Raw genomic sequence first — 18,790 nt, forward strand, 5'->3', positions numbered from 1 at the left:
CTGTGTCCGGCCAGTCGATTCTGTTGGCTTTTTTCATGCCTACCGCTTTGCCCACCCCCTGGTCAAAACGCCCAAAAAATAGAGCAAATTGGCATATTTCACTGCCAACCCCACCCCCCTAACCTAGATCCCAACAACCTCATCACCCGGATCAAGGACATAACAAAAATGACTGAATACAAACTGGCGCTGGTCGGCTTCGGCGGTGTGAACCGGGCATTGGCTCAGCTGATTGCCGAGCGCAACCAGCAGTGGAAAACCGAACTCGGCTTCACCCTGAAAATCGTCGGCGTGACCGACCTGTTCCTCGGTTCGGTGATGGACCGCCACGGCCTCGACGCCGCCTCGCTGGCCAAACTGCCCACCACCAAAGGCGCCATGGCCCAACTCCCCGGCGGCACCGTCGATGCCCTCAATGAAGCGGTGATCAAAGACTGCGGTGCCGACATCATCGCCGAAGCCACCTTCACCAACCCGGTGGACGGCGAGCCCGCCACCTCGTTCTGCCGCTGGGCCCTGGAGCGTGGCAAGCACGTGGTCACCACCAACAAAGGCCCCATCGCCCTGCACGGCGCCGAGCTCAAAGCCCTGGCCCAACGCAACAACGTCGCCTTCGAATACGAAGGCTCGGTCATGAGCGGCACCCCCGTCATTCGTCTCGCCAAACAATCCCTGGCCGGCAGCTCGATCACCGGTTTCGAAGGCATCCTCAACGGCACCTCCAACTTCGTCCTGACCTGCATGGAAGGCGGCCTCGGGTTTGCCGAAGCCGTCAGCCAGGCCCAAGCCCTGGGCTACGCCGAAGCCGACCCAACGGCAGACGTCGAAGGCCACGACGTGCGCCTCAAAGTGGTGATCCTCGCCAACGAACTGCTGGACGCCAAACTCACCGTCAACGACGTCACCTGCCGCGGCATCTCCGCCCTCAGCCTCGCCGACATCGAAAAAGCCCGCCACGACGGCGCCCGCTGGAAACTCATCGGCGCCGCCACCCGCCAGGCCGACGGCTCCATCAGCGCCAGCGTCGAACCGCGCCTGCTGAGCAACGACCACCCACTGGCGAGCATCAGCGGCGCCACCAACGCTGTGTCGTTCACCAGCGAACTGCTCGGCGCCGTCACCGTCTCCGGTCCGGGCGCAGGCCGCACCGAAACCGCCTTCGCACTGCTCTCGGACATCATCCACATCCACCAATCGGCAACCCGTAAACAGGAGCACAACCAGTGAACGTATCGCGCCTGGCCCTGGCGGTCGTCGAACCGCACATCGAAGTCCTCAACCCATTTGACGGCAGCATCGTCGGCACCGTCGCCGACGTGTGCGCCTCAGAAGTCCCACACCTGCTCGAGACCGGCCGCAGCGGCGCAAAAGCCTGCGCGGCACTCCCACGTCATCGCCGCGCCAGCATCCTCGAGCAAGCGGCACTGAACATCGAACGCGACGCCAAAGCCTTCGCCCGACTGATCGTCGACGAAGCCGGCAAGACCCTCAAACAGGCCGAAAAAGAAGTCAAACGCTGCGTCAACACCCTCAAGCTCTCCGCCGAAGAGGCCAAGCGCAACGCCGGCGAAATCGTGCCGTTCGACGCCTACGAAGGCGCCGAATCGCGCCAGGGCTGGTTCACCCGCGAACCCCTGGGCCTGATCGTCGCCATCACCCCCTACAACGACCCGCTGAACCTGGTCGCCCACAAACTCGGCCCAGCCATCGCCGGCGGCAACGCGGTGATCCTCAAACCGTCCGAGCTGGCGCCGTTGTCGGCGCTCAAACTGGTGTCGTACCTGATCGCCGCCGGTCTGCCTGAAACCGTGGTCACCGTCGCCACCGGCGGCGCCGAACTGGGCAAAGCCCTGGTCGCCGCCCGCGACGTGCGGATGATCTCCTTCACCGGCGGCTTCGTCACCGGCGAACAAATCGCCCGCACCGCCGGCCTGAAAAAACTCGCCATGGACCTCGGCGGCAACGCCCCCGTCATCGTCATGGGCGACTGCAACCTCGACGCCGCCGTCGACAGCTGCGTCTCCGGCGCCTTCTGGGCCGCCGGGCAAAACTGCATCGGCACCCAACGCCTGCTCATCCACGCACCGATCTACGCCGCCTTCCGCGAACGCTTCGTCAACCAGGCCCAAGCCCTCGTCGTCGGCAACCCACTGCTCGCCAACACCGACATCGGCCCGATGATCACCCAACAAGCCGCGCAAAACGCCGAACAGGTCGTCAACGAAGCCCTGCAACAAGGCGCCACCTTGCTCTGCGGCCACCGCCGCCAAGGCACCTGCTACGCCGCCACCGTCCTGGAGAATGTCGATCATTCCAGCCGACTCTGGCGCAACGAAGCCTTCGCCCCGGTGGTGGTGTTGCAGCCGTTCGACACGTTCGATGAAGCCATCGCGTTGGCGAACGAACCTGAATACGCCCTTCACGCCGGGATTTTCACCAACGACCTCAGCACCGCGATGAGCGCTGCCCGGCGAATTGAAGCGGGGGGCGTGATGATCAATGACTCGTCGGATTTCCGGTTCGATGCGATGCCGTTCGGCGGTTCCAAGTACGGCAGTTTGGGCAGGGAAGGGGTGCGCTTCGCGTACGAGGAAATGACCCAGCCGAAGGTGGTGTGTCTGAATACGTTGGGGTGAGGGGCGAGTCAGTCCGAAGGAGTGGCTTTACCTTTCATGTCGCAGAAATCAAAAAACAGCGACACGTTGTGTCAGCCCTCTGTGGAGGCGGGCTTGCTCACGAAAAGGTCAGTAAACCCAACCCCGCAACCAAGTCAAACCCTTGTGGGAGCAAGGCTTGCCCGCGATGAACGATAACGCGGTTCAGTTGCTACACCGCGGTGCAGCCATCGCGGGCAAGCCTTGCTCGCGATAGCGGCACACCAGTCAACACCACTAGCGCTGACTCACCACCTCACAAGCAGCTCACCAAGACCCGCTTCCCTCCATCTCGCCAACGGCGACAAATCAAAGCTTTTTGTTCGGCTCCCCACCCTGCATTGACCTCTGCGCAAAACCCGCAGCCTCAGTTAACCAATCCCCCTATGCACTGCTTCCACCCATTGCCCCATCACGCACGCTTTCCACCAAGCTGCGTTCAAAGCGCCGACCGTGCAGCCAACGTCGTCAATCTCCTCATGATCTAACTTCTTCAAACGTTCACGGCTGAAACGTATCAGCCCCAACAAAAACTCAAATTATGCACAAATGCATTTTTATGCTTGACCCGAATGCATAACCCCCTATAAGGTGGCTTCACTGTATGCACATACAGTATTTCTAAAGCATCATTTATTTGAATCCATTCATGGACGAGGTATTACCTTATGAAAACCACCACTGAAAAATTCGGTGTAACCCCCCATCAACCCAGCCTCTGGACCCGCGCCGACGCGTTGAAAGTCCGGGCAGATGACCCAACCACCACTCAACCACTGGTCAGCGCGGATTTCCCGACACTGAACAACGACGTGTTCATCTGGGACACCATGCCCCTGCGCGATTTGGACGGTAACGTGACGTCCGTCGATGGCTGGTCGGTGATCTTCACCCTGACGGCCGATCGTCATCCAAACGACCCGCAGTACCTCGACGAGGACGGCAACTACGACATCCTCCGCGATTGGAACGATCGCCACGGTCGGGCAAAGATGTATTACTGGTTTTCTCGTACCGGCAAGAACTGGGAATTCGGTGGTCGTGTGATGGCCGAAGGCGTTTCGCCGACCGCTCGCGAATGGGCCGGTACGCCGATCCTGTTGAACGACCGAGGTGAAGTGGATCTGTATTACACCGCCGTCACCCCAGGCGCGACCATCGTCAAGGTGCGTGGCCGGGTAGTGACCACTGAACACGGTGTCAGCATGGTCGGCTTCGAGAAGGTCAAGCCGCTGTTCGAGGCTGACGGCAAGATGTACCAGACCGAAGCACAAAACGCCTTCTGGGGTTTCCGCGACCCATGGCCTTTCCGCGACCCGAAAGACGGCAAGCTGTACATGCTGTTCGAGGGTAACGTGGCCGGTGAGCGCGGCTCGCACAAAGTAGGCGAGGCAGAAATCGGCGATGTGCCGCCGGGTTATGAAGATGTCGGTAACTCGCGCTTCCAGACCGCCTGCGTCGGCATCGCCGTGGCCCGCGACGCAGACGGTGACGACTGGGAAATGTTGCCGCCACTGCTGACCGCCGTCGGGGTAAACGACCAGACCGAGCGCCCGCACTTCGTGTTCCAGGATGGCAAGTACTACCTGTTCACGATTAGCCATACCTTCACCTATGCCGACGGTGTGACCGGGCCAGACGGCGTGTACGGTTTCGTCGCGGACTCGCTGTTCGGCCCTTACGTGCCGCTGAACGGTTCCGGCCTGGTGCTGGGCAACCCGTCCTCGCAGCCATTCCAGACCTACTCGCACTATGTAATGCCAAATGGCCTGGTGACCTCCTTCATCGACAGCGTACCGACCGACGAAACCGGCACGCAGATTCGTGTCGGTGGCACCGAGGCACCTACCGTGGGCATGAAAATAAAAGGGCTGCAGACGTTCGTGGTGGCCGAGTACGACTACGGTTACATCCCGCCGATGCTCGACGTTACCCTCAAGTAACAGCAACACCGGGGTTTCAGGCAGCGGGTTTGCGGTCGATGACAAAACCGTTGTGGATATGATCGAGATATCCCGCCTGATTTATTGCGACGTTGCTCGCAAGCCTCATTAAACAACGAGTCGTCACCCTCTTCGCGACTGGCTGCAAGGATGCAGCCGGTCGCGAATGCATTCCCCAGCGACGTACATACACAAGCTCTTCTGTGGGAGCGAGCTTGCTCGCGATAGCGGTGCATCAGCCACATTCCGGCCCGCTGTTTATCGTGACTCCACGAGACCAGCCACGACCGACATCACCTTGCGCCATTGCCTACAACTACGCCAGAATCCGCCGGCTTGTGCGTCTTGGAGGGCGTCGGTAGTTTGAGTCCTGTCACTGAGCATCAGTGATCGGGTTTAGTCGCCCGTCTCAACCTAAGGCGTACCAAGTCCCGTCGGACAGGCTGTGCTGTTCCTGTATTGATGGTGGCTGTGCGCAGGGCGCCCCCGGGCGCGCCGGGATTCTTAGGTTCACCGGTCGACTAACCTGCGCACAGCTGCCGCCCTCTCGTTTAGTCGCGAGGTGGTTGCAGCATCACTTAAGGAACCTAAGTCGATGGCAAAAATTACACCGAACCCTCCGACCACAGATGAGCATGTGTCTCGCGCTCAGTCTGCTCGTAACAATAAGCTTGATGACGCTGCCAACCGGGCGTTGGATTACTACCTGAAGCCTACGCCGAAGGAGGAAACGTCTGACAAGCCCAACACCATTTTCCGTATCGCACCTGATGTTGATTCGGAATGTCTGCTGGCCAATCTCAGCGAAAACCTGGCTTCGGCCAATGCCATGATCAGTGATTTGGCGTTTGGTCTTGAGGGATCACGACGGCATTTTGCGTTGGGGATTTTGCAGGTGATTGAGGTGAGTGAGCTGCTGGCGAATCGGGCTTTGGATATTGTTGAGGTGAGGTAGCAAGGGGCCGCGCTTACCCCGGGTATGAAAAAAAGGTCTTGCATGGCAAGACCTTTTTTGTAGGCGAGAGATTGGAATAAAGGCCCGTCAGGTTTAGGGACATCCAGGAATTCGTCGCTCAGTTTGTGCAACGAGGTGCTGCACTAATCACGAATCAAAAAACACGTAGCGTTGTGTCCCCAAGGCTACAGCAATAATAAAAATATAGATGTTTGATGCTCGAGGGCTACAAATGACCACCCTGTTTGATGTGGCCGAAATGCTGAAACAGGCTCGAGGTGAGGCCCGTTTGAGCCAGGAAGCCTTGGCCGGTCGCGCTGGTGTCTCACGTTCAACGGTGGCGCGTATGGAAACAATGGCTAAAGGGGATATGAGCGTCTCGGCCCTTGTCCGGTTATTGGAAGCGGCCGGATACGATTTGAAACTGGCGAAGGCAGGTCATGAACGCACGGTTGAGGACATCCTGGCCGAGCAGCGTTCCGGGGCGAGCGAGTCCTAGTCACTGACGTAAAGCCGATAGAGAAGTTGTGCAAGTACCTCTTGCACAATTTCACCAACCGCAGCGTCGCTCCTTGCTCGCGACGCGCCATGCTGGCCAACATAATTGACGCTGACGCACCGCATTCACGAGCAAACCCGCTCACGCCAGTCCTATGTTTGAAATGCCTGACGCAAGCTCCTCTGTGGGAGCGAGCTTGCTCGCGATAGCGGTGCATCAGCCACATTCCAGCCAGCTGTTTATCGTGACTCCACGAGACTAGCCACGACCGACATCACCTTGCGCCATTGCCTACAACTACGCCAGAATCCGCCGGCTTGTGCGCCCTTGGCCGCGTCGGTAGCTTTGATCCTGTCACTGCCCATCAGTGATCGGGTTTAGCAGCCCGTCGAGTTGAGTCGCATCAAGCTTCATCAGTCAGGTATTCCCATCCCTGCATTTGATGGTGGCTGTGCGTGGGGCGCCCTCGGGCGCGCCGATTTCTTAACTCGTCGGTCTGCTAACCCGCGTACAGCTGCCACCCACTCGTTTAGCAGCGAGAGGGTTGTGGCCTCACCAAAGAGAGTTAAGGCTATGGTCAAAATTACACCGAACCCTCCGACTGCAGATGAGCATGTGTCTCGCGCTCAGTCGGCTCGTAACAACAAGCTTGATGATGCTGCCAACCGGGCTTTGGATTACTACCTGAAGCCTACGCCGAAGAGCGAAACGTCCGACAAACCCAGTACCATCTTCCGTATCGCACCGGATGTTGATTCGGAGTGTCTGCTGGCCAATCTCAGTGAGAACCTGGCTTCGGCCAATGCCATGATCAGTGATTTGGCGTTTGGTCTTGAGGGATCACGACGGCATTTTGCGTTGGGGATTTTGCAGGTGATTGAGGTGAGTGAACTGTTGGCGAATCGGGCTTTGGATATTGTTGAGGTGAGGTAACAAGGGGCCGCGCTTACCCCAGGTATGAAGAAAGGTCTTGCTCGGCAAGACCTTTTGGTATCCGACAGCCCCCGAAGCGACGAGCTCTAATTGTGCAAGAGGTACTTGCACAATTGCGGAACGTCATCGAGGCGATGAACGCTGAGATTGTCCAACAACCTGTTGGATAATTGTCCAAGTCACGCGTTACCCCTAACGGGTCGCCATCTCTGGCCTGAAATTACTGGAGGTCAGCCGCTTCAGCGCGATATCAAGCGCCTGATCATCGAACAACTTGCTTTTGCGAGCCGCAGCACCCGCTCCGCCATCCCAATGCTTCAACGCCTCGCGCACGGCCGGCACGGTCGGGGAAATCCCTTCCTGGCTCAGCAACCAATCAACCGTCGCTAACAACTCCATGCCGAAAGGCGACTCAAACCCATCGATCAACTCGGCGGTACGCTCCAAGGCCTGGGCGTATTCCTTGGCTTCTGTTTGGAGATAAGTCTGTAGGAACGCTTTGCGCCCTTCGTCAAACCAGATCACGTCACTGATACCCGCATCGCTGATGCGCTTGTCACAATGCAGATAGCTTCCGTCCAGATTGTTGAGCAGATGCTCCAACTGGTTGGCATACGGCCCGTACTTATGAGCAACAAACTGAAGATTCAGAGGGTTCTGGGTGCTTGGCAGCTTTTCGATGGTGCGCTCAAGGAACCAGGCCAGTTTCTGAATCTCAAGCAGGCTGCATTCCATACCCAGAACCCAGTAGCGACGAACCAGCTCGGCAATCAGTGCGCGAGCCGGCGTGAGCTTTTCCACACCGTTACGCTTGGCGACGTTCAGATATTGGTTAGAAGGCTCGAACACCAGCACGTCGACATCCAGATCTCTTAAGACTTCAACAATCTGCTCGCGAATCTCTGGCCACTTCAAACCACCGTTGCCAGCCCCTAGCGGTGGAACCGCTACGGACTTCACATCGTTTTCGATCAGAAAGCGACGTAGATCGTGCAGACCTTCGGTTATCCACGCCATCTGCGAAGGTGAGCGCCAGTGACGTTTGGTCGGGAAGTTCACAATCCAGCGTGGCCCCTCCAGTTCGCTGACCGCCGTCACGTGAACCTTGCCCGTCTCCACTTCGCCAGCCTTGCAGGCAGCCAAGTACAGGCGGTAATTCTCCGTGAAGCGCTCTTTGAACATCAGCGCGATACCTTTACCCATCATACCCACGGTATTCACCGTGTTGACGAGGGCTTCGGTTTTGGCTTCTAGAAGGTTGCCTTGGGTAAAACGGATCATTGGAAATACCATCCCGGACGCGCATGGATAGGCAGCGCCAGGCCCCTGGCGGCCAAGTTCTGCTCTATGCGTTGTTTCATTACATCCGTGTAGCACATGATGCAAAGGAGTCCTGTAGTCGTTAGGCGATAGGACCTGCAACCAAGAGCACAACTGGACGCGGGGGGGGGGGGTAAATACCCACTCGTGATCCCAGGAAAAGTCTCGGCTTTTAGCATACATATAAAAATGCCCCTCCGAGCGAGGGGCAAATTAGACCGCGTTACTTTGGAAAACGCGCGATCCACTCATCGCACCGACTTTTTGAAGAAGCTCTAACTTGAAGCCTCTCGTCATCCGGCAAATCCACCACATTAAGTTCTTTCTGTCTCAACTCCTCGAGCCTCTTGTACTGAAGCTCCTGGATCTGCGAGCGAAGAGCATCACGCTCCATAGCAAGCTTACTTGCCAAGATTTTTTCTGTGGGGCGCCAAATTTCTAAAATCAAATAGCGATATCGAGGCCACTCATCTGGCTGCATTTCTAATCCGGGATGCACGATATCCCTGAAACTTGTATTCGTTGGCGCAATTGTTACTACACCATCTTGAATCGTCAGCTTACCCATGAAGATGTCTGCGATTCTGGTTATGTCAGAATCTTTCACTGGGGTGAAAAATTTATTAAGTTGAACAACATAATCCATGAAAAGTTCAGGCTGGGGCACCGTACAACCAGCCTCGACTGCCGCTTCCGTTGAGTCAATGAAGGTCATAAGAAGTGCAGTTTGAAAAGCTATGGTTGAAAAAACTTTTTCAATAAGCTCATCAGCCAGCTTCTGAAGTTGAAGTTGTGATGGGCTGGTTTTGAGCAGAGTTTTGAACTCGCCCGATTTGAGGTTTTCGTAAAAATTGGCTGAACGCTTGTCCTTAAGAGCTTTTATTACACCCTTACGCTGCTCATTTAATGTATCAATAGTATTTCGGGTGGCTTCGATTTCTGGTGCATCCCACTCAGAAGGATCATCTTTCATTTTTTGCGAAAGGTTTGACTCAAAATCCTCGAACGTCCGCGAAGTGCCTTGTCCATCGAAAAGCATAGACTTCAGCGCTGCCGACCCCGCCTGTCGATCCAACCATGTTGATTGATCAAGCACTGCTGTTTGGTGCGACTTGTAAGGGTGGAGCTCACCTAGCAAACTATTAACCAATGGTGCGAATATTTCGCTCCAGCTTTTTTTGAAAGCTACGGCTACTTTGTCAGAATAATTATCTCGCTTCGTTTCTTGTTGCTCTTGCTGGGAAAGCAAATCTTTTAATTGCAATCTCTCAATTGCGGCGGAAGCATCCTTCCTAGCGCCCATCCGTATTGAGTTCTTTTGGAGACCGGAAAGTCTATCTGAAAAAAAGAGAACTCTCTCGCAAATATAATAGAGATGCGAAACGCTCGTTATCGCTAATGGATTAGAGATGACGGATCGGTCGCGCTGATCTAACTCGACATTGTAAATTCTTAATGATGATGCAGAGCGAGTATTAGCAGATTTGATAATTGATAGTGTTTCGCGAAGGCATTCGGATGCCAGATCTTGGTCGTCAAGTAGTTTATTTCGAGAGTCAGAGACTTTTCGGGCATTTTTATTCAGTGTCAGAAATATTCTTCGAGCCGCACGAACTACATCTATATCACCCAAATTATCTTCGTCTAGATCGGGGAAAGTGCACAGCATTACGGGCAGTTGAATCGAGCGTGTATCAAACTTTTTAATTACCGACTCAGGCCAAACTTCATAATAATGCTTATATGGTTGTCTGGCAGCTTGCCCCCAAGCACCTTTGAGATTTCGATATAAGGCCAACAGGGCCATTGCCCGATGTTGTCCGTCGACAATGGCTAATGCCGAGTTTTGTGTCGATATACGAAGTTTTGCACCATCTGCTTTGTAACGTTGATTTTTTTTAGAGAGCTGTTCAAAACTAAAAACCTCTAAACCATCTTCGCCGCAAATCATTACTTCTTTTTGTACGTCAGGTTGGGATGGTGAAAATGGCTGGCTATTTGTCTTTACCTTTGGGTAATGCTTAGCAGGCCTCTTGCTGAGCCGTTCCAACGGAAGTACCACAGCCACAATAGGAGGAAACAACTTGATTAAGCCTGAGTTTCTATCCTCCAAAAGATAGGGGATAAGTTCCAAGGAAACCCTTGCGTCATCTATATCCCGCTGCATTATCTCATCAAAATCTAATTCATCTAGATTAAAGACCTCTCTAACAGGGGAAAGCTGATCAAGTAGCCTTTGATCTTTTGAAGAGAACTCATCCAGGCTCACATGAGTCAACAGGTACTTGACTTCTATTGACTTGTGATTGTTTTCTTTGTTGGAAACGGAAAACTCCCCTATAGTCCCATCCAGTTCTAAATCTAGCGCAGATTGTGTCTCGCCGATAAAAAGATCCATTTTAGTTCCTTCCGAAAATAGGGAAATTAATTCTATTCAAAACATTTTCAATATCGACATGTTCGTTGCTAATAGAGTTAACCAAGCGAACATGAACAAAAAGATTTGTTGGGTCAAATTGCCTGGCTACTACCTGCCGTGCAAAACCCGCATCGCCGTCAATCATTTCTTCAGTAGATTTTCGGCTTTTAGCATCTCTAAGTTTTTCTATAAGAGTTTTATGCTTCATCAGCCGCTCCCGTAAAGAGGTCGCCATTCCAATATAAAGAGGCGCAGTGAACGCAGGAGCGGCAACTGACAATGTTTCTGCAATGATCGCCAGTCTTGTAGGGTCGGCACACAGTCTTTCGACCAAGCTTTGTGATAGAGATGTCTGATGAGCGGCTTCGCCTACATACCTCGGCTTTAGCGGGCCGGAGACCGTAACCTGATAGTTATCTTCATGGTAACGTCGAAATATAAGTCTCTCTAATGCTTCAGTAACGTAAGCTCGCGGATCCTCTTCTCTTAGATTGAGCCGATTAACATTATCTGTAAAGTCGGCTAAATCCGCTGAGCCTATAAGAAGTTTTGCATACCAAGCATATACCCCAGATGCTTCAGGGGCAGTGCTTAACTCGCGCCAACCGTATCGATCAGCGTCGCCGCTCACTTGTGACATACTAAACACGCCCCCCCCCCTTCATCTAAGAAAAATAGGTCGTCGATATCAACCGGCCCCTCAGTAGCCTCTCTCAGAGGGTTCGGCTTACGCCGCAACCGTTCACGCTCCTTACGGGTGTTGAAATCAGAAACAATTTGGGACATTCGCTCAGGCTGTTCAAGTTCGACTAATGACTCCCCTTGACTCCATGTAAAAGGAGAACCACTATTAACTGCATTTTTCTCATATTCCTTTGCTTCTTCAAAACGGTCGGGATGGTTTTGCTTGAGATTTACCCATTCGATTTTTTGCTGAAAGAAGCAAAAAGTACAGCCGCTACGAGAGCGCCAGTCATAGTATTTTGGTAGCCCCAGCCCAGAAGCTTCCAGAATGTCAATGACTCCAGGCTTATCAACACCACCTTCTCTGAAGGGTAGTTTGACCACAAGATTATCTTCTCTTGCGATCATACCCTCACGATGTTCTTCATCAGCACGTATTGCCACATAGCTGTAAACTCTATCACCAGCTTTTAACCAGGGATGAATCCAATGTTTGAATGGGTCTAGCTTTAATTTTCGTGTGCACCATCGAGTATTAGGTGACGGCAAAAAATTATTGTATTGACGAAGCCAAAAATCAAAATCCCTATGAGGATTAAGCCGTTCAATTGGCTTGCCCAAAAATCCTTCCAGTCTGCCTAAAAACTCATACACTTCAGGGAGTTCTTTGCCTGTATCGGTAAAAAAGTATTGAATATTCAGATCAGGATAATGTTGGCTCATGTAAACGGCAAGCGCAGCACTATCCTTACCACCGGATAGCCCGAGGACATGATGATCAGTCATTTCGTTTTCTCCTGGCTCCGCTGACTCATAAGAAGCGCTCCAGCCTCGGCCAAAGCAGCGATAACAATATCTCGATTTTCGCTATGAGCCATGGCAAGCAAACGCTTCACAACATCGTCTACTGCTACAACATCGGTTTCTGCAATATCAACTGATCCAGTGGCATCTTGACCATGCTTAGCTCCAAACACCACACCAATGACCCTTCGCGATGCAGGTCTACCATGCAGAGGGGCCATGGCTTCTTCCTTCCTCAGCTCAATAGACCAAGAGCCAATCTGCGACAGGGCGGCATCTATATCGCGGTCTACCCACTGAGCTGGTGGCTTACTGGTCGCCAAGCTAATTATTTTCTCAACGCTGGCAGTATCGCCATTAAATGTTTCCAATCGAGTAGCGAACGCGTCGAGCAAAAAGTCACCGGTAATACCTTTAACGCCGGCCGCTCGCCTCTGCAGTTCTTCCACGCTTCTTCCCGAATGATCAAGTGCCGAGAACAGCTTTTCCTTAACCCGCTCCAGCATCGCTGGATAGGCTGATAAAAGCTCATCAGTGACGAGCTTCAACTTAGAAATTAGATCGTCAGAATCAAGGGCTCCGAGAACTGTCGGTAAATCCGCGAAAATTACTTTATGCGGATCATTAGCTTTAAGCAGCATAGCCCTAACGTCTTGAGCCATCTGAGATACAGATGTCGTTCTCCTAGTCCAAGCAGGTAAATTTACTACCATGCTCACTAAACCCCGAGCCGCATCTAACGGTTCAATGTCAGCCCCGTGCTGCGAAAAAATAGAAACCGTCTTAGCAATCGCCGAAACCAGCTTCAATTTGTCTTTGGATGCCTCAATAAACTGAAATTTGATTCTCTTTGGATCTTGGAGCCATTCATCCACAGCGGCTTCTGTAATATCTGGTGTGAACCCTTCGTCTATATACATTGCTAATGCGGAGCGATTGGCCAAGAAAAAAGCCAACGCTAGAACCGGCATCAGCCCTGAGCGAATACCATAGGGGGGCGCGCCCCAAAATTCATACAGGGAGGCAAGCGTGACTCTTTTTCCAGGTTGTAATAGATAACTCTCCGTATCCCACCATAGAGAGCTCATGTCGTCAGACTTGTAACCCGCCGCAGGGGCTCCAAAAGCCCAGCCCTCCCCTCTATTGGCATGCAAGCCTGTGCCCTGAAGGACTGTGTAGTAGAGACCCGCATCAGCGGGGTGACTGTTGTAACCTAAGTCTGCTTCGGACGTATGCGAAATCATCCGATATAAAAGATCTTTACGAGCCTTGCTTGAGTTGCTTGAGAGTTCCTCTCGATTAATTAACTCACTCAATATACGAGGGCTTTTGAAAAATATTTCTTTTGCAATCGCAGATGCCGTTATAGAAAGAGAGGCGGATTTTGCTCTCGCCTGGACCATTCCATTGTGATACCACTTCGAAAGACTGAACGCATCAGTCAACTCTTCCTCAAGTGAAGACCTAATTGCGGCAACTCTGCCTGTCAGCTCGCGCTTAGCTACGGAGTCTCCCTCCAACTCAGGTCTCGTCCGCATTACTCGCTCGGACGCAGCTAGTTCAAGACTTAAATCTGCGATTTTTTCTGCGTTCGCAGGAACTCCGAATAATAACGCCCGCTCGCTATGTTCTGAACTCAGCTTTTTCGCCGCCATATCAGCAGACTGAGTAGACTGACCAACTTCAGGCAAGCAAAGAAGAAATGCCCCCACACTGTTTCTCTCGGGCTTTAGCTTTTTTAAGTGCTCCCCAGCTTCAGATAAGCGAATTATCTGACGACTGAACCAACGCATCGTACCAGTTTCTTGGTACAACCGCTTAGCAAGTATGGGTTGAAGGTCGCTTAGGGCTGACACCTGAGAAAGTGCATAAGTGCCGATATCATATCTAGCCTGATTGACTGCCGCCTCGATATCGAAGTCACTGCCTGCGTAAACACCATAAGCTCCAAGATGTTTCCTTTCGATCAAAATTTTCCAGTTTACCAAGTCCCCAAGTGTCTTATGTATATCCGCTGAAGAGATCATTGGTATTGAAACTGAAAGCACTTTCTCCTCTGGCACAATCCCAGAGCCATTTCTAAACATCTCAATCAGAGCGACAACTTTCGTGAGCTCAACGTGTAGGGTTTCCCCCTTCGCCTCAGCCCGCTCAACAGCATCACAAGCGACTGCCCACCGATGACCATCGGGGGAGGCAATAATAGCCGGTTCTAAATTGGCTTTAAGATAGTCCCAGTAGCGCGCAGGTCCGTATGTGAGATTGTCGGAACAGTTTGTCCCCTCCAAGAACTCAAGAAAACCCAGTGGTTCTCTCGATGCCAAAAAGCCAAAGGTACTTCTTTCATTCTGACCGAATCGGCGCTTAGAGATTGGCCCCAAAAGAGCGGCAGTAATTGGATGTAGTGGCCAGCACTTCGTCAGCCCAGCACTCAGTCCATGCGGCGTACTTGGTCTTCTTGCTTTTATCGATTTAGCAATTACATCAGACTGAGCACGAGCCATTACTAGATGATCGTCCGTTGAAACCTCAATGGCCTTGCCGATAAGTTCAACGACTTCATCTGTGGCAGAAACTAGTGGTATGTCAATAAAGCGACCTTGGACTTTCGTCCAATCATCTTGCGATTGTCTTCCGAGCCTAGAAGCATATGCGTCAAAAGCCTGATGTAAAATACCGACAATAACAAGTTTTCCACTACTACGACTCGCTGCCTCCGCAAGCTCTTGAAAGATATAAATATCGTCGCCATCTTGGGCTGCGGCCTCTAGCAGCTTTCCCAACTCGTCGATAACTACAAGCACGCCTTGCGGATGGAGCTCAGCGGTGGAAAGAAGTTCACCTACAACATCATGAGACTTTTTCTTGGGTGGCGCTTCACCTTTGGCCTTCGCCAATGCACTGGAAAGCTCACTGACAATACTTGCCCGCTTTCCAACTAAGGGCACCACTACCCAACCATTTTCTCGAGCATCAAAAGCTTTATACACGACGCTATCGGGCGGCAGATCTAGGATGCTCTTTGCTTTTGCTCTAACTAATTCGTTAGCACCAACTAATGAACAAAGCATAAGAGCGAGGGATGATTTACCCCCTCCATATGGACCTGTCCATGTAAATGCTCGCTGCTTCGTTTCAGTCACCTGCCGAGCCATATTTTCAAGTAGCGCCCGTGCCGTGCCCTGGCACACATACCCAGACAGGGCATCATCACGACCTAGATCCGCATCTAAGCGAACAGAGCGAAGAAATTGCCGAGAAATATTAACTACGTCCGACAACTTATTAGCATTCGGCTCTGCATTCTGCTTAAGCTTTGGCATAGGCGGCCTTCAAAAATGTGTTTTTAGCTTTTTTAATATCGTTCAAGGCATTGCCCTGACGAGTAACCTGCCGGATGCCAGCCTGTTCCGTCCATAGCAACTGCCCCTTACTCAGCTGCTCTAGCCCCATAAGGCGATCAGCTACAGCATGCTCATCTAGCTTGAAGACTCGACCAGGAGAGCCATAGTCGTGAGCCACACGATCAAAGGCCATAACTGAACCGGACTGGCCCAAATTTTCCCAATAGTCGAGCAAGGCATACGCAAATACGCCATCAGGTAATGAGCGTTTGGCACCACGCCGAAATTCAAAGCTATCTTTGGTGTTTTGCTGAATTAAACCCAATTCGCCAAGAAGAGGCTCACTCATTTCCTCGGGTGAATCGCCACCAAGCCTGGGCACATAGCTTCTAATACAGCATTCGACATCTCTTTTCAGAGTTGCAAGTGAAATACGTAGATTGTGTTCAGAGATCATTCCCGATAAGGCATCAACAATGCTCTCGCGCTTAAAGACCTGCTGAACTACGTGGTTATAGATGAAGTACCATGTCGTGGTCTTTTCTGGGCTACTTGCGAGAAACCAATGCATGAGCCAAGTGGTCGCAGGCTGCTCAGCAAATGGGTCAAGCCCGGTTTCCGGATCAAACAGCATGTCTGCCAATTCAGTTGGCACGAATCCACCATCCGATTCTTCGATGATGTGACAGGCTGTAGCCCAAAACCTTATAGACGTGACCATATTTTTCCCCACCCCGAACCGAGCGATGGCGGAATCCTCAGAAAATACGGTTTTGGGCGCGGTAAGCCCGAGATTCCTAAAATAGGCAACAGCATCATAGGCCTTGCGTAGCCAAAGCTGACGAAGGGGGAAGGTCTCGTGACCCGAGAATTGGGGGCGTTGGTTAGGGCGTAATATGATCATAGGCACCAATACTATCCCAGACTGGATGGAGTCACCAGTCTGCTTAGGTAGAGATGGTACTGTATAAATACACAGATATTGAAGGGCGCGGGGTTTTTTTCTGACTCAGTCCTTTCGCGCTCTTGGTTTTCACAATGACGAACGCCATTAAATAGTTTTAGGCTATTGGTATTGGAATTAAAATAGCTTTTATTTATGCTGTGAGGCTACGGTGAGAGCGGTTTCAGGCATTCCCACATAGGTTATGGGTTGCCTGAGAGGCCATAACTTATATTCCTTCCTCGACCGTAAAAAGTAGCCATCACAGGAAAGCTCCTATCTCCAAAATTTACGCCCGGTTGGTTTGACGGCCAACCGTAGCCCATTTCCATCCTCATAGGTACCGGGTTCGGTCGGGTTTTCGATTCTCGGATGCGGTCGGATTATTTCAGACATTAAAAAGCCGGCTTATGGCCGGCTTCTCGTTGACTGATTCAGCTCGTTTTTGACAAACCTTACCAGCCTTCAAAACGTACATCCGGCTCTTGCGGCCGGCTGTGGGACTTGGTCAGAAAGTGATCTGCCTTGTCGGTGCGAGGCGTGGGCTCGCAAATGTGGGGCGGAGGATACGCGGGTTTGCTTTGGAATCCCAGTGGTAAGTGGTGTGGAATCATTGGGTTAGGGTGATCCAGGTAAAAAGCTGGGGGCTGCTTCGCAGCCCAGCGGGGATAAATCCCCTCGCCACAAAAGCTCCTCAACACAGGGAGCTCCTGCCACAGTTTTTCCGTCAGGGTGGGTTAGTCGAACACCGGCGGTCTCTGTTTGTTGAGGGTTGACCACCAGAACACCCAGCCGATCACGTGGATGTGTTGCGCGTCGATTTGTTCGGCGCTGAAGACCTCGTCGGGGTACGCAGCACTGTTGTGGCTGCGCAGGCGCAGTCGGTTGCCGGGGATTCTGTGCAGGTATTTGATGCGGAGCATGCCGTCGTGTTCTAGGGCATAAATTTGGCCGTCGACGATTTGGGTCAGGCCGCGGTCGATGGCGAGGGTGGAGCCGTCGGCGATGCGTTCGGCCATGCTGTCGCCGACCATGGTGATGCAGATGGCGTCGTTGGGGTTTATTTCCAGGGATTCGAGGTGGCTGCGGGGCAGGCGGATGGATTGGTCGGGGATTTCGACGATGTGGGTTTTGGTTTCGCCGGGGGCGATGGGGACTTCCTTGTAGAAGGGCAGTTCGATGTCCGTGGGTTCCACCACGCTGTAGACGCCATCGTTTTCGGCCGCCTCATAGGTGGTGCCGGGGCCGAGGCCCAATGGGGTTTGCGGGCCTTCGCCGCGGGCGAGCCATTCCGGGCTGACGGTCAGCAGGCTGGCGATGCTGTGGATGCGCCCGGGTGGGATGCCACGGTTGAACCAGTTGTTCACGTGTTGGGATTTCACGCCGTATAACTTCGCGAAGTCGGCGGAACGGATATTCGCTTCTTTTAGAAGGGCTCGGAAGCGGTCGCCACTGGAAAGTATTTTCATAAACGGAAAGTTTAGGGGCGACTGTGTTTTCGGCAATAAACAAGTCGTTCAAATATATAAGACAATCTTTCCGTTTGCGGGATCTGAAAGGTGCGGGCTAAACGTGCTTAAACGGTGTTAATACAGTGCTGTATTAGGAAGCATTAAGGCATAAAAAAACCCCGGGGCAAACCGGGGTTCTTTTTAAAGTTTGCTTCAGCCTTTGTAGGCGGCAGCCGACTTGATGATCGCTTCGCGGGCGGCGTCTGCACCGGCCCAGCCTTCGATCTTGACCCACTTGCCTTTTTCGAGATCTTTGTAGTTCGCGAAGAAGTGCTCGATCTGCTGGATCAGCAGCGGTGGCAGGTCGGTGTATTCCTTCACGTCGACGTACAGTTGCGACAGTTTGTCGTGTGGCACTGCGATGACTTTGGCATCGCCGCCCCCGTCGTCGGTCATGTTCAGGATGCCGACTGGACGGGCGCGGATGACCGAGCCTGGGGCCACTGGGTAAGGGGTCACGACCAGCACGTCGAGGGGGTCGCCGTCGTCGGCCAGGGTGTTGGGGATGTAACCGTAGTTGGCCGGGTAGAACATGGGGGTGGCCATGAAACGGTCAACGAACAGGCAATCGCTGTCTTTGTCGATTTCGTATTTGATCGGGGCGTGGTTGGCCGGGATTTCGATCGCGACGTAGATGTCGTTCGGCAGGTCTTTGCCAGCCGGAATCTTGCTGTAGCTCATTGGGCGGTGCCCCCGTTAGTTGACCAAATGACTGGTCGGATTGACCAAAAAGTGGCGGCGATTATAGGCATATTCAGCCGCTGTTGCCACGTTACCAGGG

The 18,790-nt window shown here is 52.8% G+C and carries 14 protein-coding genes and 1 pseudogene; 6 read left to right on the plus strand and 9 right to left on the minus strand.

The features are described from left to right. The first annotated feature begins 168 nt into the window (after positions 1 to 168). The 6 genes from B0E42_RS01395 to B0E42_RS01420 all read left to right on the plus strand — a co-directional run bounded on the left by B0E42_RS01395 (position 169) and on the right by B0E42_RS01420 (position 6,984). Positions 169 to 1,227 (plus strand): homoserine dehydrogenase, encoded by a 1,059-nt coding sequence (locus tag B0E42_RS01395; RefSeq protein ID WP_077505366.1) that lies wholly within the window; start codon positions 169 to 171, stop codon positions 1,225 to 1,227. Continuing rightward, positions 1,224 to 2,636, plus strand: coding sequence for an aldehyde dehydrogenase family protein (locus B0E42_RS01400; protein WP_077505368.1), 1,413 nt, complete (start codon positions 1,224 to 1,226; stop codon positions 2,634 to 2,636). Before B0E42_RS01395 ends, B0E42_RS01400 begins: the two co-directional genes overlap by 4 nt. Positions 2,637 to 3,322: 686 nt before the next feature. After that, positions 3,323 to 4,597 carry a glycoside hydrolase family 68 protein gene (locus B0E42_RS01405; RefSeq protein WP_018611294.1) on the plus strand — a complete coding sequence of 425 codons (1,275 nt, stop codon included), beginning with the start codon at positions 3,323 to 3,325 and terminating at the stop codon, positions 4,595 to 4,597. Positions 4,598 to 5,192: 595 nt separating this feature from the next. After that, positions 5,193 to 5,552: a DUF6124 family protein gene (locus B0E42_RS01410; protein WP_046065533.1), complete on the plus strand. Its 360-nt coding sequence runs from the start codon at positions 5,193 to 5,195 to the stop codon at positions 5,550 to 5,552. A gap of 232 nt (positions 5,553 to 5,784) precedes the next feature. Continuing rightward, positions 5,785 to 6,051: a helix-turn-helix transcriptional regulator gene (locus B0E42_RS01415; RefSeq protein ID WP_077505370.1), complete on the plus strand. Its 267-nt coding sequence runs from the start codon at positions 5,785 to 5,787 to the stop codon at positions 6,049 to 6,051. Between the two features lie 573 nt (positions 6,052 to 6,624). Then, positions 6,625 to 6,984: a DUF6124 family protein gene (locus tag B0E42_RS01420; protein WP_077505372.1), complete on the plus strand. Its 360-nt coding sequence runs from the start codon at positions 6,625 to 6,627 to the stop codon at positions 6,982 to 6,984. A gap of 192 nt (positions 6,985 to 7,176) precedes the next feature. Here B0E42_RS01420 and B0E42_RS01425 read toward each other — a convergent pair whose 3' ends face one another. From B0E42_RS01425 to ppa, 9 genes and pseudogenes are all read right to left on the minus strand, one after another. Continuing rightward, positions 7,177 to 8,265, minus strand: a complete 1,089-nt coding sequence (locus tag B0E42_RS01425) for a macro domain-containing protein (protein WP_077505374.1) — start codon at positions 8,263 to 8,265, stop codon at positions 7,177 to 7,179. After that, positions 8,262 to 8,396, minus strand: a pseudogene (locus tag B0E42_RS31375) (DUF4433 domain-containing protein); the annotation flags it as partial. The gene B0E42_RS01425 and the pseudogene B0E42_RS31375, both read right to left, overlap by 4 nt. Before the next feature lie 131 nt (positions 8,397 to 8,527). Further along, positions 8,528 to 10,702, minus strand: coding sequence for a DNA sulfur modification protein DndB (locus B0E42_RS01435; protein WP_077505378.1), 2,175 nt, complete (start codon positions 10,700 to 10,702; stop codon positions 8,528 to 8,530). 1 nt (position 10,703) lies between these two features. Further along, complete coding sequence (locus tag B0E42_RS29510; RefSeq protein ID WP_139353068.1) at positions 10,704 to 11,363, minus strand: hypothetical protein; 660 nt, start codon at positions 11,361 to 11,363, stop codon at positions 10,704 to 10,706. After that, positions 11,351 to 12,193, minus strand: coding sequence for a phosphoadenosine phosphosulfate reductase family protein (locus B0E42_RS01445; protein ID WP_077505382.1), 843 nt, complete (start codon positions 12,191 to 12,193; stop codon positions 11,351 to 11,353). Before B0E42_RS01445 ends, B0E42_RS29510 begins: the two co-directional genes overlap by 13 nt. Further along, positions 12,190 to 15,534 carry an ATP-binding protein gene (locus tag B0E42_RS01450; protein ID WP_077505384.1) on the minus strand — a complete coding sequence of 1,115 codons (3,345 nt, stop codon included), beginning with the start codon at positions 15,532 to 15,534 and terminating at the stop codon, positions 12,190 to 12,192. Before B0E42_RS01450 ends, B0E42_RS01445 begins: the two co-directional genes overlap by 4 nt. Beyond that, complete coding sequence (locus B0E42_RS01455) at positions 15,521 to 16,459, minus strand: DUF4007 family protein (protein ID WP_077505386.1); 939 nt, start codon at positions 16,457 to 16,459, stop codon at positions 15,521 to 15,523. Before B0E42_RS01455 ends, B0E42_RS01450 begins: the two co-directional genes overlap by 14 nt. A gap of 776 nt (positions 16,460 to 17,235) precedes the next feature. Then, on the minus strand, positions 17,236 to 17,967 hold the full coding sequence (locus tag B0E42_RS01460) for a helix-turn-helix transcriptional regulator (RefSeq protein ID WP_077505388.1): 732 nt from the start codon (positions 17,965 to 17,967) through the stop codon (positions 17,236 to 17,238). Between the two features lie 195 nt (positions 17,968 to 18,162). Beyond that, a complete protein-coding gene (ppa, locus tag B0E42_RS01465) occupies positions 18,163 to 18,690 on the minus strand; it encodes an inorganic diphosphatase (protein ID WP_018611265.1) in 528 nt (175 codons plus the stop codon). Positions 18,691 to 18,790 lie beyond the last annotated feature (100 nt).

This window comes from Pseudomonas sp. A25(2017), from assembly GCF_002001065.1.
Classification (GTDB): Bacteria; Pseudomonadota; Gammaproteobacteria; order Pseudomonadales; family Pseudomonadaceae; genus Aquipseudomonas; species Aquipseudomonas kilonensis.

Coding starts and splice junctions, on each gene's coding strand:
- B0E42_RS29510 (WP_139353068.1), bottom strand. CDS start 11,363: ATGTCACAAGTGAGCGGCGACGCTGATCGATACGGTTGGCGCGAGTTA.
- B0E42_RS01405 (WP_018611294.1), top strand. CDS start 3,323: ATGAAAACCACCACTGAAAAATTCGGTGTAACCCCCCATCAACCCAGC.
- B0E42_RS01435 (WP_077505378.1), bottom strand. CDS start 10,702: ATGGATCTTTTTATCGGCGAGACACAATCTGCGCTAGATTTAGAACTG.
- B0E42_RS01455 (WP_077505386.1), bottom strand. CDS start 16,459: ATGATCATATTACGCCCTAACCAACGCCCCCAATTCTCGGGTCACGAG.
- B0E42_RS01460 (WP_077505388.1), bottom strand. CDS start 17,967: ATGAAAATACTTTCCAGTGGCGACCGCTTCCGAGCCCTTCTAAAAGAA.
- B0E42_RS01450 (WP_077505384.1), bottom strand. CDS start 15,534: ATGCCAAAGCTTAAGCAGAATGCAGAGCCGAATGCTAATAAGTTGTCG.
- B0E42_RS01395 (WP_077505366.1), top strand. CDS start 169: ATGACTGAATACAAACTGGCGCTGGTCGGCTTCGGCGGTGTGAACCGG.
- ppa (WP_018611265.1), bottom strand. CDS start 18,690: ATGAGCTACAGCAAGATTCCGGCTGGCAAAGACCTGCCGAACGACATC.
- B0E42_RS01425 (WP_077505374.1), bottom strand. CDS start 8,265: ATGATCCGTTTTACCCAAGGCAACCTTCTAGAAGCCAAAACCGAAGCC.
- B0E42_RS01415 (WP_077505370.1), top strand. CDS start 5,785: ATGACCACCCTGTTTGATGTGGCCGAAATGCTGAAACAGGCTCGAGGT.
- B0E42_RS01420 (WP_077505372.1), top strand. CDS start 6,625: ATGGTCAAAATTACACCGAACCCTCCGACTGCAGATGAGCATGTGTCT.
- B0E42_RS01410 (WP_046065533.1), top strand. CDS start 5,193: ATGGCAAAAATTACACCGAACCCTCCGACCACAGATGAGCATGTGTCT.
- B0E42_RS01445 (WP_077505382.1), bottom strand. CDS start 12,193: ATGACTGATCATCATGTCCTCGGGCTATCCGGTGGTAAGGATAGTGCT.